Genomic DNA, 13645 nt, shown 5'->3' with positions numbered 1-13645 from the left:
CAACCTAAATCCCTATCAGGGATTGAAACAGATGCCATCAGTTCAGTCAAGGTGAGGCAGTTGCAATGTTGCAATCAACCTAAATCCCTATCAGGGATTGAAACTACCTGAAAGCGAACTTGAAACTGAAACTAATGAGTTGCAATCAACCTAAATCCCTATCAGGGATTGAAACATTTTGACACGGATATTTCGGTCAGCCATGACCAACTCGTTGCAATCAACCTAAATCCCTATCAGGGATTGAAACATAAACAAGTTACAGTTAGGAGTAACTTGGGCCAGTTGCAATCAACCTAAATCCCTATCAGGGATTGAAACGATCGAAAGTTTATTAGCTTTGTTTGCCTCCTCGTTGCAATCAACCTAAATCCCTATCAGGGATTGAAACCAACGGTTTGAGGTACGAGATGGCGTACCTCGCCTAAGTTGCAATCAACCTAAATCCCTATCAGGGATTGAAACAGCCATTGGAGCAAGTTGTCGGTTTAAAACTTAGTTGCAATCAACCTAAATCCCTATCAGGGATTGAAACTAGACTTGGAATTTACCACAAAGAAGTTTGTTGGTTGCAATCAACCTAAATCCCTATCAGGGATTGAAACTTTTGACTCTGTAGCTATCATATAGGCTACCCGCTGTTGCAATCAACCTAAATCCCTATCAGGGATTGAAACAAGCCTTTTCTCTTCTTTTGCATACTCTACTCTTGTTGCAATCAACCTAAATCCCTATCAGGGATTGAAACATTCACCACACGCAACATTATGACTATGTGCATTCGTTGCAATCAACCTAAATCCCTATCAGGGATTGAAACAACCCTGACGGCAGCAAAAGCAAGACTTCGATAAGTTGCAATCAACCTAAATCCCTATCAGGGATTGAAACATGCCCTATCCGACGATTGAAGAATACCCATATTTGTTGCAATCAACCTAAATCCCTATCAGGGATTGAAACTGAATAAATTGTTCAAATAGGGTGTTGACAACTATAAGTTGCAATCAACCTAAATCCCTATCAGGGATTGAAACGCAAAATAGCCAGCAATTGCACCCGCTGCAAGGTTGCAATCAACCTAAATCCCTATCAGGGATTGAAACCCACTACTTGAACAGTTAGAACTGGGCGGTACAAGTTGCAATCAACCTAAATCCCTATCAGGGATTGAAACGCCGAAATCCGGCAGGCCTGCACACTCCGACTCCGGTTGCAATCAACCTAAATCCCTATCAGGGATTGAAACTGACCTAATGCCGCAAAAGCTCTACGAGAAATTGTTGCAATCAACCTAAATCCCTATCAGGGATTGAAATATGATATTTTAGTGTTTAACCCAAACATTTTGAGAATCCGATTTTATGGCTCTAATCAAATGTTCAGAGTGTGACGGTAAGGTTGCCTCAACTGCTACTAACTGCCCTCACTGCGGTGCCCCTGTTGGTGGTAAGCGCGCTACTCAAATCGAGGGTGCTAATGCTTTGATTTTGCTCGGTTCGTGCGTTGTGGGTTTGTTTTTAGGTGTTTTTCTGTCTCGGTTTGCCAGTGAAGACCAAATCAACTTGCGGGTAGCCTTGGGCTTTGCCGGCTTGATAGCTCCCCCTGCCGCCGCGCTGGTGTGGTCGTCGCGACGGCAAAAGTAAGATTTATGCCGATCGCCGTTGCAATCAACCTAAATCCCTATCGGGGATTGAAACTTTCGGAAGTATTCAGGAGAGGAGGAGACAGGAGGAAAGAGGGTATTCTTCTCCTGACTCCTGACTCCTGACTCCTTCTTCGCCGCAATCAACCTAAATCCCTATCAGGGATTGAAACATGGCCTCAATCAGGTTGAGGGTGGAGATTTTCACTAATCGGTAGGTGGTTAGATGAATGCTAACCAATTAGCTATCGATCCGCCCTTAAACCTCTCCACTCAAAATCTGTTGAACCGTCAAACTTAGCTGTGGAAACATCGGAGATACGATCGCCTCTCCATCCCGAAATACCCCAACCTCAACATATTGCCCATTCTCAAGCCGCAAAACCGTCACAACTTGTTCAATTGGATCGATAACCCAATACTCTGCGATGCCCCGCGCTGCGTACTGAGCTCGTTTGCGCTCGTAATCCCGATCCCTGCCCACTCTACCCGGACTCACTACCTCCACAACAAACCGAGGAGGCAGCATATCGAAAGTGATAGTTAGCCTGGTTGCTGTCAGCGGAATGTGTTCAGGTTCCAGAATTATCAAATCGGGGTAGCGGTTGGCCGCATCTCCCGATCGCAAAACGGCAACTTGAACCTCGCAATTATGCGTTTTAATCAGCCTGAGTGGCACTAGCCCGCTGCTAGCAAAATAGAAAAATAGATAGTTAGCAATGAAATTATTAGGTTCAGATTCTGGTGGCAAAGCTATTAACTCCCCATCAATTAACTCATAGCGTTGACCCGTATCATTTGAGTAATTAAGGTACTCGTCAAAAGTTAATTTTTTAGATTGAGCTTGTACCATAATTTTACATTCCTTTATTTATTCGTTTCTTTCTGCTGGGAGTTTGTTTATATATAGCAATCCTAAATGATTTGCGTAATTATTGTAGGGGCAATCCCCCCGTGGTTGCCCCGATAGATAGGGGGTAGGCACGGGGGCACTACCCCTACAAATTTATCTGAATGATTTAGGATTGCTATAGAAACGGTTTCAACAGCGGAAGGATATCAATCAAATCTGCTGTGCAAGTTCAGCAGGTGTCCCAGCCTCCATCGACAATCGACTCACAAGTGACATATTAAAAACTATCACAGTTCAAATCCTCTGGAATATTAAAAATGATTTCAGATAAATTTCGGCGCGAGTTGCGAGATCAAGCCAAACTCTGGCAAGCAGAAGGACTCATCGACACTTCATTCTACCAACAACTTTCGGAACGCTACCAATTCAACACACTGGAAACCGCCTCCCGAAACCGATTCCTCAGCATTCTGATGAGTCTCGGCGGCATTCTCCTCGGTATAGGAGTCATCACCTTTGTAGCCGCAAACTGGCAAGTTTGGTCGCGCGAAGTGAGAGTTGCACTGCTGCTAAGTCTTTTCGTAGCAGTCAATGCAGCAGGTTTCTATCTGTGGCGAATTCCCCCATCCCGAAGCCAAAACTCCCCTCCCAATCTGCCCGCAACAAAAGGGCGAAACAAACTCCTAGGTGAAGGATTGTTGCTATTAGGAGCTCTGATTTTAGGAGCAAATATGGCATTGATGGCGCAAATGTTCCACATTGGCGGTTCTTCCTACGGACTTTACCTTGCTTGGGGAATCGGCGTGCTCGGAATGGCTTACAGTTTGCGGTTGACTTCCTTGGGCGTTTTGTCCGCACTTTTAATCGGTTTGGGCTATTGGCTTGCCGTGTTAGATTGGTCTTCCAAAGTCGAGTTTTCTTGGCTGGAAGTTTTGGTGCGGCAAATGCCGATCGCAGCCAGTATAATGTTTGTGCCGCTGGCTTATTGGTGTCGATCGCGTGCTATTTTTGCCATAGGTGCGATCGCGATAATTTTCTCCCTACAAGTTTCTATCGTCCAAGGGTTAAATCCAACCTGGGCTGCTGCAATTTTTTGTGCTTTACCGCCCGCTTTGCTGTGGGGATACGACGATGCAATCTGGCCGAAGGTACGCAGCAGGCTGTTTCAACCTACCGCCCGCAGTTTAGCACTGCTGTTTCTCGCCAGTTTGTTTTATGTTCTTTCTTTCCACTGGTTGTGGCAAGATTCGCCGAATCCTGGCCAAACGGAGCCCGATTGGGTTTTGCTGGCAAATATGGCTGTTTTGGGCGGTTTCACAGTGTTTGAGTGGCTGCGTTTGGGACGTTTGGAACTCCGGCGGCCCCAACAAAAAGCAGTGGATTTGACTACAAGTGCGATCGGCATTTTAATCCTCACCAGCGCCTTAATACCGCTTATTCACCTCAATTTTACTCCCCTTCCTCAATTAGCGACTTTTCTGTTCAATGTTTCCTTATTTTTGCTCGCTGTCGGCTTAATCCGAGAAGGTTTAGCTTTAGGCAACCGCCGGACTTTTTGGGGAGGCATGGTATTAATCACCCTGCAAATTATCAGCAGAGTCTTTGAATATAACACAGGATTGTTGCTCAAATCATTTGTATTTGTTTTGTGCGGAATTGGCGTAATTGCTGCGGGTTTGTGGTTCGAGCGCCACTTCGCAAAAATACCCGCTGAATAGGAGCATTCTACTATAGTGCGATCGTCCCCCTTGCACTGCACTCGGAAGATGATTATCCCGATTCAAAGCTCAACGATATTATTCTGCGAACCAATTCCCAATTCCCAATATGAACACCGAAAATCCAGATTTAACACATCCAAGTTCCGAAATAGCAGATACCAGCCCTAATCCCCCATCATTCACCCTTCCCCCCGCTGCGAAACGCCTCCCCGCGTGGCGGCTGTGGGTTCCTTTGCTGCTGCAAATCGGACTAATTGCCGCCGTACCCGCCACCGCCGTTTACACTTTTATTACTGGCAAAACAGTTGTCCTGCAAACAGCACCAGTAGACCCTTACGACTTTTTGCGCGGATATTACCAAGTTTTGAGCTATGATATTTCCGATCGCACAAATCTGCAAAAACTCCCCGGCTGGAAAGATTTACCGGGCGAAGAAATATATTGCCCGCCCGGAGTTGCTTGTCCACAAAATACGCACAGTGTCAAGCCAAAAACCAGTTTTTATGTAATCTTAGAAGCGCCAAAAGCGGCGACTAATCCCGGCCGCCCCCAAGCTTGGAAACCCGTCCGCGTCAGTCTCAAAAATCCCGTTAATTTGCCCGCCAATCAAATCGCAATTAAGGGCAAATATAACGGTTGGCAGATGGAATACGGCTTAGAAACTTATTATATGCCAGAGGATGAAAGGGAAAAAGTCAATCAGGACATTAGCGAAGCTCAAAGGAACCAGCGACAATCTTTTTTGGTAGAAGTAAAGGTTGACAAAACAGGCCATGCTGTGCCTGTGAGTTTGTGGGTGCGCGATCGCAATTATCGATTTTAGCTGATATCTCGCACCATTGTCAGCAACAGGCAAGATGCCTGTTCCACAAAATATAAATTTTCTTGTGGAACAGGCATCTTGCCTGTTCCTAAACAAGTAATTGAGAACGGTGCAACATATCAGTTTTAGCCAATTTAGCCAAAAGGTCGATCGACTTGTTGCAATTTTTCAGCAAGATTCATCGCGGATGAGAAGGCAAAATGCTGATGAATAATGTCACCCAGACGCTGAGGATACAGTCGCACTAACAGTGCGATAAACTCATTTCTCAAGAACAGGCCTCTTGCCTGTTCCACAGAGAGTAAATTTTGTGGGCTGGGCATCTTGCCCGCCCTTGAAAAGCTTACTAACAAGGGTGCAAGATGTGAGTTGGTATCGGAATTACTCATCTCTCTTCTCTTCCTCTGCGCTCTCTGCGGCCTCTGCGGTTAAATAATTCAAAATATATAATTGATCGTCTAGTTGCCAACAAGCTGTTTTTCACTTATTTATGAACAGGCAAGATGCCTGTTCCACAAGAAAATTCACTCTTTGTGGAACAGGCATCTTGCCTGTTGCTGACAATGGTGCAACATCTCAGGTTTAACTATTTTTTTACTCGGATCGAATAAGCTGGGATTTTTTGGTAGCTCTACCCAATTGAGTAGATCCACATATAATACATGATACTAGAGCGATCGCCATCCCACGCTCTACTCTAGATAAACATCTTTTCGCCACTTTGACAGGAGCATCAAAATGAACAGCAACGGACTGCCACAAAAGCAAGGTCTGTACGATCCGCAGTTCGAGCACGACGCTTGCGGAGTCGGATTCATCGTACAGATGAAGGGTAACAAATCCCACGAAATTGTCGAGCAGGCACTGACAATCCTATTGAACCTCGACCACCGAGGCGCGTGCGGCTGCGAACCCAACACCGGAGACGGGGCGGGGATTTTGATGCAGGTACCCCACAAGTTTCTCAAAAAAGTAACGGCGGGCCTAAACATCGAACTTCCCGAAGCCGGCGAGTACGGCGTTGGCGCGATTTACTCGTCGCCAAATCAAACTGAACGCGAAAACGGCAAACGCATTTTTGAGGAAATCGCCGCCGAAGAAGGCCAGGAAGTTCTGGGCTGGCGCGATGTTCCCACCGATAACTCGTCCCTGGGCGACACCGCCAAATCTAGCGAACCCTTCATGCAGCAAGTGTTCCTCCGGCGCGCCGCAGGTATTGACGAGGCGGCTTTCGAGCGGAAACTGTACGTCATCCGCAAACGGGCTCACAACGCCATCCGCAGAACTAACACAGACCCCTACTGGTACAATTCCACTCTCTCGTGCCGGACGATCGTCTACAAGGGTATGTTAATGCCGGTGCAAGTGGGAGATTACTATCCCGACCTGCACGACCCCGACATGGAAAGCGCTCTAGCCCTGGTTCACTCGCGCTTCAGCACGAATACTTTTCCGAGTTGGGAACGATCGCACCCTTACCGCTACATCGCCCACAACGGCGAAATTAACACGATGCGCGGCAACATTAACTGGATGCACGCGCGGCAATCGCTGTTCGAGTCGGAACTATTCGGCGATGACTTAAAGAAAATCCCCAATTTAATCAATATCGAAGGCAGCGACTCGACGATTTTTGACAATGCTTTGGAATTGCTGAATTTGGCTGGGCGTTCTTTGCCGCACGCCGTAATGATGATGATTCCCGAACCTTGGACAGCCCACGAGTCCATGAGTGACGAGAAAAAGGCTTTCTACGAATACCATTCTTGCTTGATGGAACCTTGGGACGGCCCAGCTTCGATCGCATTTACCGATGGTACATCGATCGGGGCCGTGCTCGATCGCAACGGTTTGCGCCCTTCCCGCTACTGCGTTACCAAAGACGACTTGGTAATTATGGCATCGGAAGCGGGAGTTTTGCCGATCGCCCCAGAACGAATTGTATCAAAAGGTCGCTTGCAACCGGGGCGGATGTTCCTAGTAAATACCGAGGAAGGCCGCATCGTTTCTGACGAGGAAATTAAAACCAAAATCGCCACAGAACACCCGTACCGCGAGTGGATCGACCAGCACATGGTCGAAATCGCCAAACTGAAAGATGCGCCGGCATTGCCAGAATCGCATCCCGAAACATTATTGCAGCGGCAAATGGCCTTTGGCTACACCTTTGAAGAACTGCGGTTGCTGTTAGCGCCGATGGCGAAAGATGGCGTGGAAGCTGTCGGTGCGATGGGTGCCGATACGCCGCTGGCGGTGCTTTCCAACCGGCCAAAACTGCTTTATGAATACTTCCAGCAGTTGTTTGCTCAAGTTACCAATCCGCCAATTGATTCTATCCGCGAAGAAATTGTAACTTCTGCCGAAACTACGATCGGCGCTGAACGCAATTTGCTCAAACCAGAACCCGAAAGCTGTCATTTGATTGAACTGAAAACGCCAATTCTCAGCAATGAAGAATTAGCTAAGCTCCAACACGTAAATGAGGGCAATTTCAAGTCCGTCACCGTGCCGATTTTGTTTGACCCCAAAAGCGGGGTAAAAGGTCTTGAACAAGCCTTAGAAGACGTTTTTGCGGCAGCAGACAGCGCGATCGCCTCCGGGGTGAATATCATCATTTTGAGCGATCGGGGTATCAATTCCGACAAAGCTGCAATTCCGGCGCTGCTGGCAGTTGCGGGCCTGCACCACCACTTGATCCGTAAAGGTACGCGCACGCGGGCGGGACTCGTGCTCGAATCCGGCGAACCGCGCGAAGTGCATCACTTTGCGACACTTATTGGATATGGTTGCGGCGCGATTAATCCGTATTTGGCCTTTGAGACGATCGCCGATTCGATCCGCGAAGGATTGCTGCTAAATGTCGAGTACAAAACAGCTTGCAAAAACTACGTCAAAGCCGCAACTAAAGGTGTGACGAAAGTTGCCTCGAAAATTGGGATTTCCACAATTCAAAGTTATCGCGGCGCGCAGATTTTTGAGGCGATCGGCTTAAACAAATCCGTAGTCGATAAATACTTTGCTTGGACGGCATCGCGGATTGAAGGCGTAGACCTCGAAGTCATCGCCCGAGAAGCTATTTTGCGCCATACTCACGCATTCCCAGACCGCCCAGCCAGCGGACATACTCTCGATGTTGGCGGCGAATATCAGTGGCGGAAAGAAGGCGAGGCGCATTTGTTTAGCCCGCAGACAATTCACGCGCTGCAAAAGTCGGTGCGCGAGGGCAGTTATACGCTTTTCAAACAGTATTCTGGGCTGGTAAACGAACAAAACCAGCAGCATTTTACCTTGCGCGGTTTGTTGCAATTCAAACAGCGGGAATCGATACCCATTGAGGAAGTTGAGCCGATCGAATCTATTCTCAAACGCTTTAAAACTGGGGCGATGAGTTATGGTTCGATTTCTAAAGAAGCGCACGAATCGCTAGCAGTAGCGATGAACCGCATTGGTGGCAAATCGAACACCGGTGAAGGTGGCGAAGATCCCGATCGCTACACTTGGACGAACGATCGCGGCGACTCGAAAAACAGCGCGATCAAACAAGTTGCTTCCGGGCGTTTCGGCGTTACCAGCTTGTACCTTTCCCAAGCGCGGGAACTGCAAATCAAGATGGCGCAAGGCGCGAAACCCGGTGAAGGCGGACAGTTGCCAGGTAAAAAAGTATACCCGTGGATTGCCAAGGTACGGAACTCGACTCCGGGTGTGGGTTTGATTTCGCCTCCTCCTCACCACGACATTTATTCGATCGAAGATTTGGCCGAATTGATTCACGACTTGAAAAATTCCAACCGGGAAGCGCGGATTAGCGTCAAACTCGTGTCGGAAGTTGGAGTCGGGACGATCGCGGCGGGTGTTGCGAAAGCCCACGCCGATGTCGTGTTGATTTCCGGCTACGACGGCGGTACCGGCGCTTCGCCGCAAACTTCGATCAAACACGCCGGATTACCTTGGGAATTGGGACTGGCGGAAACTCATCAGACTTTGGTTCTCAACAATCTCCGCAGCCGGATTGTCGTGGAAACTGACGGTCAAATGAAAACCGGCCGCGATGTAGTAATTGCTGCCTTGCTTGGCGCTGAGGAATTCGGTTTTGCGACCGCGCCGCTGGTGACATTGGGCTGCATCATGATGCGCGTTTGCCACCTGAACACTTGCCCGGTGGGCGTAGCGACCCAAGACCCGCTGCTGCGGAAAAACTTTACCGGCGACCCCGAGCACACGGTAAACTTTATGACTTTCATCGCGCAGGAAGTCCGGGAAATTATGGCGCAGTTGGGCTTCCGCACGCTGAATGAAATGGTTGGCCGCACTGATGTTTTGGAACCTCAGCAAGCGGTGGAACACTGGAAGGCTAAGGGTTTGGATTTCTCGAAAATCCTTTATCAGCCGGAGGTTGGGGCGGATGTCGGGCGCTATTGTCAGATGGCGCAGGATCATGGTTTGGAAAAGTCTCTCGACATGAGTGTACTGCTGGATTTGTGCAAAGGTGCGATCGAAAACGGTGAAAAAGTCCACGCCAAGCTACCGATTACCAATGTCAACCGCGTTGTCGGCACAATTCTCGGCAACGAAATCACCAAACGCCACTGGGAAGGTTTGCCGGATGACACGGTGCACCTGCACTTCCAAGGCAGCGCTGGACAAAGCTTTGGGGCTTTTGTGCCCAAGGGAGTCACCCTGGAGCTCGAAGGCGAAGCTAACGACTATTTGGGCAAGGGGCTCAGCGGCGGCAAAATCATCCTGTATCCGTCGCCAGCTTCTACCTTTGTCGCGGAAGAAAACGTGATTGTCGGTAACGTAGTGCTTTACGGCGCGACATCCGGCGAGGTTTTCATCCGAGGGATGGCGGGCGAACGTTTTGGGGTGCGTAACTCCGGCGTTAATGCAGTAGTTGAAGGTGTGGGCGATCACGGTTGCGAGTACATGACTGGCGGCAAAGTTGTAGTTTTGGGTGAAACCGGGCGCAATTTTGCAGCGGGTATGAGTGGCGGTGTTGCTTACATTTTGGATGAAGCGGGGGATTTTGCTACTCGCTGCAATATGTCGATGGTGGATTTGGAAAAATTGGAGGATGTTGAGGAAATTAGCGATTTGCGGCAGTTAATTCAGACTCACTTTGATTTGACTGGAAGTGCGAAGGCATCGAAGGTTCTGGCAAATTGGGACTCGATGGTGCCGGTGTTTGTGAAGGTGATGCCGAGGGATTATAAGCGGGTGTTGCAGGCTATTGAAAGGGCGATCGCATCGGGTTTAAGCGGTGATGATGCGCTGACGGCTGCATTTGAAGAAAATGCTCGCGATGTCGCTCGGATTGGCGGTAGCTAGGGTTCTGCGGTAGAATTCTACTCATGTAGCAAGGGTCTTTCTTGTTTGTAGCGAAGTCTAGATCCCCCCTAACCCCCCTTAATAAGGGGGGGACAAGAAATCTTCTCAAAGTCCCTCTTCTTAAGGGGGATTTAGGGGGATCTAGAAGGGGACAAGAGCGTTCTTTCAAAGTCCCCCTTCTTAAGGGGGATTTAGGGGGATCTAGACTTTGCCTAAAAGCGACATTTATTGTGAATTTCAGTCTTAAGTTGTCACCAATTGGCTCTGTTTGGGAACGAGTAACGAGCATGAAAGTAGGTAAACTATGAGTGCAGCAATATTAAGGACAAAACAGTACGTTGAAGAAAAAGATGGTTGCTACCGCATCCTTGGGAAGCGCGTTTCTTTAGATTCAATTGTCTATGCTTTCCTGGCCGGACAATCCCCAGAAAGTATCGTTCAATCATTCCCTGTGCTGACGCTAGAAGAAGTTTATGGTGGGATTTCTTTTTATCTTGCTAACCGCACAGCCATTGATGCTTATTTATTCGAGGGAGAACAACTATTTGAAACCTTGAGACAGCAAGCAAGGGAAAATAACTCGTTACTTTATCAAAAACTATATAGCGATCGCACCAGCCAGTTATGAAGATTCGCTTTCAAGCAGATGCAGATTTAAACCAAGCGATTGTGACGGGTATTGTGAGACGCGAACCCACTCTTGATTTTCAAACATCAAACGTATCAAATTTAATTGGTTTGACTGATTTGGAAGTATTGAATTTTGTAGCCCAAGACGGTAGAGTTCTCGTTTCTCACGACAAAAGAACCATGCCAAGATACTTTGCTGAATTTACTGCCACTCAAACCAGTTCAGGAGTGATTATTGTGTTACAAAGTTTCCCAATAGGCGAAGCAATAAACCATCTAATCAAGATATGGCAAACATCTGAAGCCGAAGACTGGCTTAATCGTATTGCATATTTACCTCTATAAAGTCTGCTAGGTCGCCGTTGATAAATTGCAGGTACAATTTAAGTAGTTTAATCATCCTCACCGAGATTTTGGTGACAAACCTGGTTTCTGAACCCCCATGCGCTCGCCTAAAATTATTAGATGATTAAGCAAAAATGAAGATTGTTGAACAGACTCAAACCCGTTTGCAACTAGAGGCTAAACCATTCACTGCTTGGTTTTTTGCATCGGCACAATTGATTGCTGGTCTTGCTTTTGCTTATGCCTATATAAGCACTATGCCTAACAACAGCAACCAAGCAGCCCTAGCATCAATAGTTTTCCTCGGATTTAGTGTATTGACTTTTCTAAGAAGTAGTATCGCTTCTATTACATTTGATCGGACAGTCAATCAACTTTTGTTAGTTCGACGAGGTATTTTCTGGAGTAATCGACAATAATTTCCGATTTCAGAAATTTCAACGGTTAGCTTAGTAGGTGCGGGTGGACTAAATAGGGATAAATTTTGGGACATTGTAGTTAGTCTCAGGCAAGGAAGAAATACGATTTTCTTGGCAGATTCAAGTACAGATAAAGATAATTTGATAAGGATAACAGAAGCTATTAATTTATTTTTGAATAGCTAAAACATGAGATATCATTTAGCTGTACAATGCTCAAACTCGTTTGTTACCTCTGTGGTTGAAACCGCTCATACTTTTAGCTCTAAATTTATGAACTTATTTCCAAAGAGATTGCCTTTTCGTAATTGGAGCGATAACTTCTTTTTCACCGAAGAGCATGATTCCATAAAAGTTTAGCTCGCCGTAAGCAACTGCCTGCGTTTTTTCCAATTGCTCCTTGTACGTATCTCCTGTCATGGTTTCTAGAAAATCCACGAAATGAAGATTGTGTTCGCGCACTTTGTCACGAATTTTGCGAATTTCGTTTGAAGTTCCACGCAGAACGATGAGAGACAAAGCAGATATGCTGCTATGGACAATCTCATTTCGATCGGGGAAGTCAATAAAGCTCATCTTTTCTCTAATCTCTTCGCTTGCTGAAGCTACTAAACCAGCCCCCATATGGGCAACAGCATTCATTGCAGTGCCTGGTTCCAGCGTCTTGTTTAAAACAGCAACTATTTTGTACTTAGCGGCATTATGTTCTACTGACATCGCTTTCAAACCAACCTTTGGGTACTTAACGACTTAAACCTAACTCAGAAATTCTACCACGCTACCTGGAAGTTATTTGCGATTTAATTGAGCGCGAGCGCAACCATCGACAACCGATCGCAATTGAACTCACCCCCGAATTGCTGTCAACCCACCCGTGCGATATAATGTTGTTACTAGATTGTAAAATAGCAATCAAAAAAAAGGGATAATTATGACCGTCGAACAAGCCATTTTGGAAAATGTGAAGGTCTTATCGCCAGACCAACAACAAGAAGTCTTAGCTTTCATCAAATTCTTGCAGTCCGATAAATGGGAAGATATCTATAAAGGACGCTTCAAAGAACTGCAACAAAAACTTCGTCAAAACACTGATATCGATCCCGATGATGACCCCACTGAAACTGTCATCGAAGGGATTCAGCAAGGCTTTCATGAAGCAATTACCGGACAAACTCTCCCTTTGTCTCAACTGTGGGACGGAATCGATGACAACTGATCCAAATTGAAGTCACCCCCCGATTTCAACGAGATTTACGAACTTTAGCCAAACGCTATCGCAACATTCGCAACGACATTCAGCCTGTAATCGAACAACTTCAAGCGGGGGAACTTCCGGGTTCGCGCATTCCGGGAATGGAGTACGAAATTTTCAAAGTCAGAATTAAAAACAGCGACATTCAAAAAGGCAAAAGCGCTGGCTACCGTGCTATTTATTACCTCAAAACTAGCGATTCGATCGTTTTGGTGACTATCTATTCTAAATCAGACCTATCAGACATCGCCGCCGAAACAGTTCGAGAAATTCTAGGCCAATACGAGCAAAAATTTCCCGAATCAGAAGAATTATGAACTATCAACTTTATTCAGATGTCATTTTACTGTGCAACCTTCCAGAAGAAGGACTTTATGCCGGCGATATCGGTACGGTTGTAGAACAGCATCACGTTGAAGGACTAGAAACAGGTTATAGCGTTGAGTTTTTCGATCTGTTGGGAAACACTGTAGCAGTTGCGACACTACCTGGAAGTTATTTGCGATCGCCCACAAGTGCAGACAGACCTACAGTTAGACTGGTTAATAGTTTTGCTGCGTAAGTAGAGGAAATAGTACAATCGCGATGATGACCCCAAGTCGAGGAAGGCGATCGTCTAAAAATAGTGGCGA

General features: G+C 46.8%; 13 protein-coding genes and 1 CRISPR repeat array (1 of these 14 running past the window's edge). Of the genes, 10 read left to right on the top strand and 3 right to left on the bottom strand.

Going from position 1 to position 13645, the window contains the following annotated elements; all coding sequences use genetic code 11:
• A CRISPR array of direct repeats spans window positions 1-1319; the repeat unit is 37 nt; unit sequence GTTGCAATCAACCTAAATCCCTATCAGGGATTGAAAC (it extends 83 nt beyond the left edge of the window).
• Between the two features lie 45 nt (window positions 1320-1364).
• Window positions 1365-1646 carry a hypothetical protein gene (locus QT992_RS01190; protein ID WP_333376365.1) on the top strand — a complete coding sequence of 94 codons (282 nt, stop codon included), beginning with the start codon at window positions 1365-1367 and terminating at the stop codon, window positions 1644-1646.
• 258 nt (window positions 1647-1904) lie between these two features.
• Here QT992_RS01190 and QT992_RS01185 read toward each other — a convergent pair whose 3' ends face one another.
• Window positions 1905-2498, bottom strand: a complete 594-nt coding sequence (locus QT992_RS01185; RefSeq protein WP_333376363.1) for a Uma2 family endonuclease — start codon at window positions 2496-2498, stop codon at window positions 1905-1907.
• A 317-nt stretch (window positions 2499-2815) separates the two neighbouring features.
• Between QT992_RS01185 and QT992_RS01180 the strand changes: the two genes are divergently transcribed.
• Window positions 2816-4216 carry a DUF2157 domain-containing protein gene (locus QT992_RS01180; RefSeq protein WP_333336224.1) on the top strand — a complete coding sequence of 467 codons (1401 nt, stop codon included), beginning with the start codon at window positions 2816-2818 and terminating at the stop codon, window positions 4214-4216.
• A gap of 109 nt (window positions 4217-4325) precedes the next feature.
• A complete protein-coding gene (locus QT992_RS01175; RefSeq protein WP_333336227.1) occupies window positions 4326-5042 on the top strand; it encodes a GDYXXLXY domain-containing protein in 717 nt (238 codons plus the stop codon).
• Window positions 5043-5176: 134 nt separating this feature from the next.
• On the opposite strand, the gene QT992_RS01170 is transcribed toward QT992_RS01175, so the two are convergent.
• On the bottom strand, window positions 5177-5365 hold the full coding sequence (locus QT992_RS01170; protein WP_333318775.1) for a hypothetical protein: 189 nt from the start codon (window positions 5363-5365) through the stop codon (window positions 5177-5179).
• A gap of 415 nt (window positions 5366-5780) precedes the next feature.
• On the opposite strand from QT992_RS01170, the gene gltB reads away from it, so the two are divergent.
• The 4 genes from gltB (at window position 5781) to QT992_RS01150 (ending at window position 11761) form a co-directional block, all read left to right on the top strand.
• On the top strand, window positions 5781-10367 hold the full coding sequence (gene gltB, locus QT992_RS01165; protein WP_333376362.1) for a glutamate synthase large subunit: 4587 nt from the start codon (window positions 5781-5783) through the stop codon (window positions 10365-10367).
• A 304-nt stretch (window positions 10368-10671) separates the two neighbouring features.
• A complete protein-coding gene (locus tag QT992_RS01160) occupies window positions 10672-10995 on the top strand; it encodes a DUF433 domain-containing protein (protein ID WP_333376360.1) in 324 nt (107 codons plus the stop codon).
• Window positions 10992-11342: a DUF5615 family PIN-like protein gene (locus QT992_RS01155; RefSeq protein WP_333376358.1), complete on the top strand. Its 351-nt coding sequence runs from the start codon at window positions 10992-10994 to the stop codon at window positions 11340-11342. The genes QT992_RS01160 and QT992_RS01155 overlap by 4 nt, the downstream gene beginning before the upstream one ends.
• A gap of 134 nt (window positions 11343-11476) precedes the next feature.
• Window positions 11477-11761 (top strand): hypothetical protein, encoded by a 285-nt coding sequence (locus QT992_RS01150; RefSeq protein WP_333336239.1) that lies wholly within the window; start codon window positions 11477-11479, stop codon window positions 11759-11761.
• 279 nt (window positions 11762-12040) lie between these two features.
• Here QT992_RS01150 and QT992_RS01145 read toward each other — a convergent pair whose 3' ends face one another.
• Complete coding sequence (locus QT992_RS01145) at window positions 12041-12478, bottom strand: DUF2000 domain-containing protein (RefSeq protein ID WP_333318798.1); 438 nt, start codon at window positions 12476-12478, stop codon at window positions 12041-12043.
• A gap of 214 nt (window positions 12479-12692) precedes the next feature.
• Here QT992_RS01145 and QT992_RS01140 point away from each other — a divergent pair, with 214 nt between their 5' ends.
• From QT992_RS01140 to QT992_RS01130, 3 genes are read left to right on the top strand one after another with little or no spacing between them, the layout of a single operon-like run.
• On the top strand, window positions 12693-12977 hold the full coding sequence (locus tag QT992_RS01140; RefSeq protein ID WP_333318786.1) for a hypothetical protein: 285 nt from the start codon (window positions 12693-12695) through the stop codon (window positions 12975-12977).
• Entirely contained in the window at window positions 12974-13330 is a 357-nt protein-coding gene (locus tag QT992_RS01135) for a type II toxin-antitoxin system RelE/ParE family toxin (RefSeq protein WP_333376411.1), read from the top strand. The genes QT992_RS01140 and QT992_RS01135 overlap by 4 nt, the downstream gene beginning before the upstream one ends.
• A complete protein-coding gene (locus tag QT992_RS01130) occupies window positions 13327-13575 on the top strand; it encodes a DUF4926 domain-containing protein (protein ID WP_333242969.1) in 249 nt (82 codons plus the stop codon). The genes QT992_RS01135 and QT992_RS01130 overlap by 4 nt, the downstream gene beginning before the upstream one ends.
• Window positions 13576-13645 lie beyond the last annotated feature (70 nt).

It is taken from the genome of Microcoleus sp. T3_D1 (assembly GCF_036700405.1).
Classification (GTDB): Bacteria; Cyanobacteriota; Cyanobacteriia; order Cyanobacteriales; family Microcoleaceae; genus Microcoleus.
The sequence above is the reverse complement of the archived record's forward strand: the minus strand, read 5'-3'. Positions and strand labels throughout refer to the sequence as shown.